Origin of the sequence: Anabaena sp. AL93 (assembly GCF_001672085.1) — a bacterium.
Lineage (GTDB): Bacteria > Cyanobacteriota > Cyanobacteriia > Cyanobacteriales > Nostocaceae > Dolichospermum > Dolichospermum heterosporum.
Genome location: NZ_LJOU01000169.1, coordinates 1 through 6,791, shown reverse-complemented (window position 1 = coordinate 6,791; position 6,791 = coordinate 1). Strand labels below are relative to the sequence as shown.

Annotated in this window: 4 protein-coding genes and 4 pseudogenes; 3 read left to right on the top strand and 5 right to left on the bottom strand. The window is 35.8% G+C overall.

The window, feature by feature from the left end; translation table 11 throughout:
• Positions 1–281: transposase (locus AN486_RS25845; protein WP_290601601.1), on the top strand; the 281-nt coding region annotated here is incomplete at its 5' end.
• A gap of 193 nt (positions 282–474) precedes the next feature.
• Here the strand turns inward: AN486_RS25845 and AN486_RS25840 are convergent.
• From AN486_RS25840 to crcB, 5 genes and pseudogenes are all read right to left on the bottom strand, one after another.
• Positions 475–675, bottom strand: coding sequence for a DUF2283 domain-containing protein (locus AN486_RS25840; RefSeq protein ID WP_168635828.1), 201 nt, complete (start codon positions 673–675; stop codon positions 475–477).
• Positions 676–1,037: 362 nt separating this feature from the next.
• Positions 1,038–1,523 (bottom strand): annotated as a pseudogene (locus AN486_RS25835) (GUN4 domain-containing protein); the annotation flags it as partial.
• A 144-nt stretch (positions 1,524–1,667) separates the two neighbouring features.
• A pseudogene (locus AN486_RS26780) lies at positions 1,668–2,912 on the bottom strand (GUN4 domain-containing protein); the annotation flags it as partial.
• Between the two features lie 836 nt (positions 2,913–3,748).
• Positions 3,749–5,158: a Rieske 2Fe-2S domain-containing protein gene (locus AN486_RS25820; RefSeq protein ID WP_290602979.1), complete on the bottom strand. Its 1,410-nt coding sequence runs from the start codon at positions 5,156–5,158 to the stop codon at positions 3,749–3,751.
• Positions 5,159–5,187: 29 nt separating this feature from the next.
• The gene (crcB, locus tag AN486_RS25815; protein WP_290602980.1) at positions 5,188–5,586 is read right to left on the bottom strand and encodes a fluoride efflux transporter CrcB; all 399 of its coding nucleotides are present in this window, start codon (positions 5,584–5,586) and stop codon (positions 5,188–5,190) included.
• Positions 5,587–5,852: 266 nt separating this feature from the next.
• Here crcB and AN486_RS25810 point away from each other — a divergent pair.
• Together AN486_RS25810 and AN486_RS25805 are read left to right on the top strand one after the other, a co-directional pair.
• A pseudogene (locus AN486_RS25810) lies at positions 5,853–6,506 on the top strand (M48 family metalloprotease); the annotation flags it as partial.
• Positions 6,507–6,591: 85 nt separating this feature from the next.
• Positions 6,592–6,791, top strand: a pseudogene (locus tag AN486_RS25805) (IS4 family transposase); the annotation flags it as partial.

Here is a 6,791-nt window from a genome sequence, read left to right as displayed (position 1 = left end):
GAGACATATTTGAATCTACTAAGTCTTGGGGTGAAAGCATAATCAATTTATTAGATTGGATGCATAATGGACTTTCGTATTTTCCCAAAAGTATAGGAACAATGATTAGATGGTTTGGTGAAGTCGTAGGTTATTTTGATGGCAGAACTACGAGTGGTACTGTTGAAGGAATTAATAATAAACTCAAATTAATCAAAAGACTTGGATATGGCTTTCGTAACTTTAGTAATTTCCGATTACGTAGTTTATTAAACTGGCACTTTAGTATTAATTCTCCATAAAAGAGACGCAAGAGCCATTAATCTTTTCATTCACGCAATTAATTATGTTTAGAAGTCGGGTATCTTTGACCACAAACTAAAATCCTGTAAATCCTTTAATCTTGGATATCCTGATTCTGACAAAATTCAGATCCCCGACTTCTGTTGTTAATCTTCTCATTTAATACAAATGGTGCTTTTATGTCAACTCAACTTACGAATTATTAACAGAATACTCAAACAAACATGGGTTATATATACGTTTAGAAGCGTCTATTATTTCAATTCCTACAATATTTCCAGCGTCGTCATAATCTAAAATGATTCCTGGTTTTTCTTCATCACTTTCTTCAATTGGTATATTGCTGAATATAATTCTTAAAACATCAACTTCTGCGTCGTAGGTGATTTTCATGATTCTCTCCAGTATTTCTCAATTTTGCATTTGTCTGAATCAGGATGTCCAGGATTTTAGGATTAACAGGATGTTGTTTGAAAGTTTCATGTTTTGATTTTCGATTGTCCATCTTTATCTGTGTTTATCTGCGTTCAATTATTCTTGATATTACTGTTAGATTACTAATTTTTTTAAACGAACTACAGAGACACAGAGGACACAGAGAAAAATATCAGTTATCTTTGTGTGGGAAGGGAGTAATTTTCTCGTTCATCTAATTAATTATCTCAGAATTGGGGCAGCTTTCATCAGAAAATAAAATCCTGTAAATTCTTTAATCCTGGATATCCTGATTCTGAGTTAATAATTTTCTGTAATCTTTAAATATTACACTTTACCAGTCTCGATGCGAGAGAAGAGACACAACCAAACCCAAACCAACCAATCCTAAAATCACTAACCCCTGATCGATATGGAAGGTGTCCTTCTCTTGCTGTTATATCAAAAGTAACATCATTGTAATACAACCATTTACCTCCTTTTCTCCATCCTACCTTATCCCCGAACTTCTCCCAGATTTCTCGGTTATATTCTCTCGTTCCACCATAATCCTGATAAATTCGTTTCTGTACAGAAAAACCAAACTTACCATTACTGTATTTTACCCACAACTGGTCAATGGTGCGGAGGTCGACACAGGGGAAATTATCAATGTCTTCTACTCTTAACCAACCTTCCTTTTCCTGTTTCGCAACTGCTAACATCACCCTATATGTTTCTTCATCTGCTTCTTTCCATTCTTCTGCTTTAAGTAAGTCACGCAGTTCACTATAATCCATCCCACAGGATGATTTTAATTGTACCTGTTGGTTTACAGGTTGAGATATGGGAATATTTTGCTGCTGTTTTTCTTGTGCTGGAAAAAGTCTACAAGTCTCGACGCGAGAGAAGATATGAAAAAAACATACTAAAAATCCATTAGATTCTTCTACTAATATTTGTCTTGGGAGATGACCTTTTGGTGCATTTATATCAAAAGTAATATCGCCGTAATAAAACCACTCTGTTGCTGTTTTCCAGCCCACAGCATAGCCAAAAGCTTGCGTAATTATGCTGTTATGTTTCTTTGTTCCCCCCACATTTTCATAAATACGCTTTTGGATAGAAAAACCAAAACGTTCATTACTGTATCTTACCCACAATTTATCAATCGTATGGAGGTCTTCACATGGGAAATTATTAATGCTGTTAAAATCTAGCGAGCCTAGCTGCTCCCTTTTTGCAACTGCTAACATAACTCGCGTTGTTTCTTCATCAGCCTCTTTCCATTTCCCTGCTGCGAGTAAGTCACGAAGACGGGTATAATGCATACCTACTGCTGATTTTAGCTCAACATCATTATCATCAAAATTATATTCAACATATTTTGATTCAACATATTCGATATAGTCAATAGTACGTTTATAACTAAATTCATTATTTATTTTTTTATATAGATTAGCTGCCAAATTCAAATTTTCAAGTCCGTTTTTTTTATTTCCTATTTCGCTATAGTAATTTCCCCGATAGTAGTATACTTCTGCAAGATATGTATAAATATTTAAGGCATAGTCAGGATCAAATTTTAATACAATATTAAAATCCTCAAATGCACCTGCTACATCTCCTATTTGAAAACGAAATTTTCCTCTAACATAGTATGCTTTATATAAGTTAGGATTAATATTTAACGCTTGATTCAAATAATTGATGATTAGTTCATCTCTATTTATAATATAATTGTAATAATTGCAATCTACATCTAGGTTATAGTAAGTAATTGCTAAATTCAAATAGACTACAGCTTCTTTAGGATTAATTTTTAGTGCTTTCTCATAATCATTAATAGCATAGTCTATATAACCAAATTTTTCGTAAATAATTCCTCTGTTATTGTAAGAGTAAGCGTCTTTAGGATTAATGTATATTGCTTGACTATAATCATTTATAGCATTCTGGAAGTTTCCCAGGTGATGATGAATTTCCGCTCGTTTAAAATATATTTGAGCATTTTTAGGATTTATCTGCAATGCTTGACTATAATTAGTAATCGCGCCTTGATAATCTTGATTATGAATACATTCATCACCTAATAAGATATATTTATGATAATCATAATATGTAAATAATTTTAAATTCTCTAAATAACCACGCAAACCACCAGGATAAAGTAATTCATCTATTCCAACTAAAGTTTTATCACCAGTTGATTTCATCATATTCGTTGGTAAAAAACCAACCATAATCAAACGATAGTCTTTTTCCATTTCACTAAATTCCTCTTGACATAAAACACAAACTAAAACAGCATTTTTTTCAATTTCTTCTCTATCAATTGTCCATTGAACTTTATCAAAATATCCATAACGAGTTTTAACCTGAATACCAATAGATGAATCAGAAGTTAAAGTAAAATCAATTTTTCCATCTCCACCAATGCGTTTTTCATAATCAACCTCAGTGACAAAATCACCTAAACGGATTTTAATAACTTCCTCACCCAGCTTTCCCTTCATATTATTGAAAAAGATGTTCTTAACATCGGATTGTTGCTTAAATTTATTAGCCATATCCCAGCAAAAATCCCGTAATTGCTTTAACCTCTCTCCAGAGATAACCGTCAACTCACTATGCTGGCCTTCCTCCTCACAATGGAGTAAATCACCAGATTTCAGTCTTTGAATAAAATCAGTTTGCTGTGCTTTGAGTATTGTTGTCCAGTCCATTTGTCGAAACCCACCTTTATCTGACAAAGAGTATTTATTCTAGTATTCCCTATCAAGCAACAAAAAGCACTAATCTAGATCACATTGCAGTTTTTTGAGTCTAACCGAGAAGTATAGAATCCTCAAACCCTAAAAACGCAACTTAAACAAACATCCTGTCAATCCTTAAATCCTGGACATCCTGATTCTGACAATACCTCAGACAGATGAACAGGTATAGACTCAGCATCTAGAGTATCAAAGCCCGATTGATACCGAGAGTATGAATTCAAACTTTCATATTTGGACGCTGACAATAGTATTAAGTGAAATTTGAAACCGCCAATTTATCTTTTTTTCTCCGGTAAATTACGAGGGGGGATAATTCTTCCCTCATAAAACTCCCTTTCCAACTGACTTAATTTCCACCAAGCTGCACCCAATAAAAGAGGAATAAATGTTTCTGTCATCACAAATAGAATTGATTTTGTTTCCACCAAAAATGCGAATAACGGACTACTAGCTAAAGCCAGAATAGTAAAAACACCACACCAGAATTTTAACTTTTGAATTCTCCTTAAAGCCTGACGACAACTAGCACATTTTTCTGTATGGGAATGATATCTTTCTAGCAATCCTTCCTTATTCAATAAAAGTGGTGGTAAAGATTCCCCTGGAAATGTTTCCCCATGATATTGATTTACCCATTTACGTAACTCAGCCACAAAAGTATCTGCTTTTGTCGCCAGATAAAAGGCTTTATTAAAATTAGCACTACCACCTTTATCTGCTAAATAACGCTCTTGATAATGGAGAAAAATTTGATCATCTTCTAAAACGCCATTTTGACCAATATGGACATACCAACGAGGGCGAATTTTAATAAAAAATCCTGGTAATTTAGACTTGAACTTAAAAGGAAACCGGGCAATTATCCGACATTCACCTTTGCGAATGGGGACAGCATAAACAACGGTTAAAATTCTGCCTTTTTCAGCATTAATATCATGCCACATCAAACCAGGGGCAATAAATGTTGTGGAAAGTTTTCCCGATTGTCCTGCTTTTAATCCTTGTTTCCAAATCCCTGCAAAACCATATTTTCCCGATTCAACTATTTCTAATTCTAAGGGTGCAGCATTGGCACGATTCCCCACTGTACGATGATGGGTAAAGGCAATATGGCTAGGATCAAGGATATTTTCTAATAATGTTAAAGCATCATAAGGAACATCTCGAAAAGTGTTCATAATTACCCATCCTTCCGGTGCTGCTTCTATGGGTTCAATTACAGGAACTTTGGTATTTACAGCATTTTCTGGATTACCAGCATAGACAAATAATAATCCTTGTCGTTCTGTTGTTGGTAAAGATGGTACACAAGCCCTGGGAGAAGTTTCCGCTTTTCCACCAGCAACCTGTTGGGGAATTTTTTGACAAGTTCCATCTCCAGCAAATGACCAACCATGATAAGGACATTCTAATAGTCCATCTTCATTAATTCTGCCTTCAGAAAGAGGTGCAAGACGGTGAGGACATTGATCTATAAATACTTGCCAAGATGAGTTTTTTTGATCCCACCAAATTACAATATCTTTACCTAAAAGAGTGAAAGGAGTGGGTTTGGATTTATCTAAATCTTGAAGGTAGTGAACTGGATACCATGCTTCTGCTAATTCAAAAGCATCTGGGTTACTCCCTCCAGGTAATATTTCTGTTAAAGAATTCTCGTTGATAATAGATTGTGTTTGCACCATTTTCTGTATTGATTAATTTTCAATAACTTTTAATTTAACATTCTAGCAATAATCATCCCTAATTGCACACTGATAATTCCCAAGATTGTACTACCTGAAAAATAACCAGCAGCGGCTAACCAATTACCACGTTGTAACAAGCCAACTGTATCTAAACCAAAAGTAGAAAAAGTAGTATATGCACCTAAAAATCCTGTAGCGACAATTAACTTAATTTCTGGGGAAATCAGCGCTGTTTTTTCCATAGCTAAAGTTGCGAAAAACCCCATTGCTAAACAACCGCTAATATTAATAAAAAAAGTTCCATAGGGAAAACTGAAACCAAAGCGGTTCGTAACCCACAAAGTTAAATAATAGCGACTTAAAGCCCCAGCTATTGCCCCTAAACTAATGGCAATGGGAACACGAATTTCTGCCTGTTGTAACATTATTAAGTAGTCGGACAAAATTAAATTCACTCGTTGAGAGAGGGAACAGGGAACAGGGAACAGAAAAATCAGTTGTGTAATTAATTCTGTCCCATTACTTAATCTTTTATTCAATTAACCTCAAACGGAAAACCGTACTCTAGTGAGAGGTTTTCATCACTGTACCCCAAATTTGAACTCGATACAATCAAGGGGTGGGTAAAAAGATGCTGTTGTCCAGATAAAATTACAAAAATTAATACAGCATAAGTAGGAGAGTTATCAAGATGGGAAATCAACTGAAAACTGCTATTTTACTAGCTACCCTAAGTGGCTTATTAATAGCAATTAGTTACTGGGTAATTGGTGGTACAGGGGGCTTAGTCATCGGAGTTGGGTTAGCAGCAGCGACTAACCTCTTCTCTTGGTATCAATCAGATAAAATTGCTTTAGCAGTATATAACGCCCAACCTGTCACCGCAGCAGAGGCACCAGCACTGTATCGTATCGTCCAAAAATTATCTACCCGTGCCAATATTCCCATGCCGGGAGTGTACATTGTTCCTAGTCCCACTGCCAATGCTTTTGCGACAGGACGAGATCCTGAACACGCGGCTGTGGCCGTCACCGCCGGGATTTTAGACATCCTCCCACAGGATGAATTAGAAGGCGTAATTGCCCACGAACTTACCCATATTATTAATCGTGATACCTTAACTCAAGCGATCGCCGCCACTGTCGCCGGTGCTATTTCTTTCCTGGCGCAGATGCTCAGTTATAGTATGTGGTTTGGTGGCGGTTCACGGGATAATGAAAGAGGTGGCAATCCTTTAGGTGTATTAGCTACAGTCATATTTGCGCCCATTGCTGCTACTGTGATTCAGTTGGCAATTTCCCGCACAAGAGAATTTTCGGCTGATGCTGGAGCCTTAACGGGTGACAAGGCGGTTGAAGATGAGATGTGGCAATAATTTGAGAAAATAAGGGAGTAAAAAAATAGGGACAAAGAAGCCCCCGAAGCAAAAAATGTTACCACAATCATATCAAACAATTTTCCGAAAGCATTTGAGTGAACAGCAGTATTTGACACTAGAGATATTGTTGTTATTAATACAGGCTCATCGCCAAGTAAAACTGTCAAAATTGGCCAGCTTGTTTCCCCAACCAATTAAATATGAAAGCAGGAAACGTAATCTACAAAGATTTTTAGGAATAGGTAAACTCTG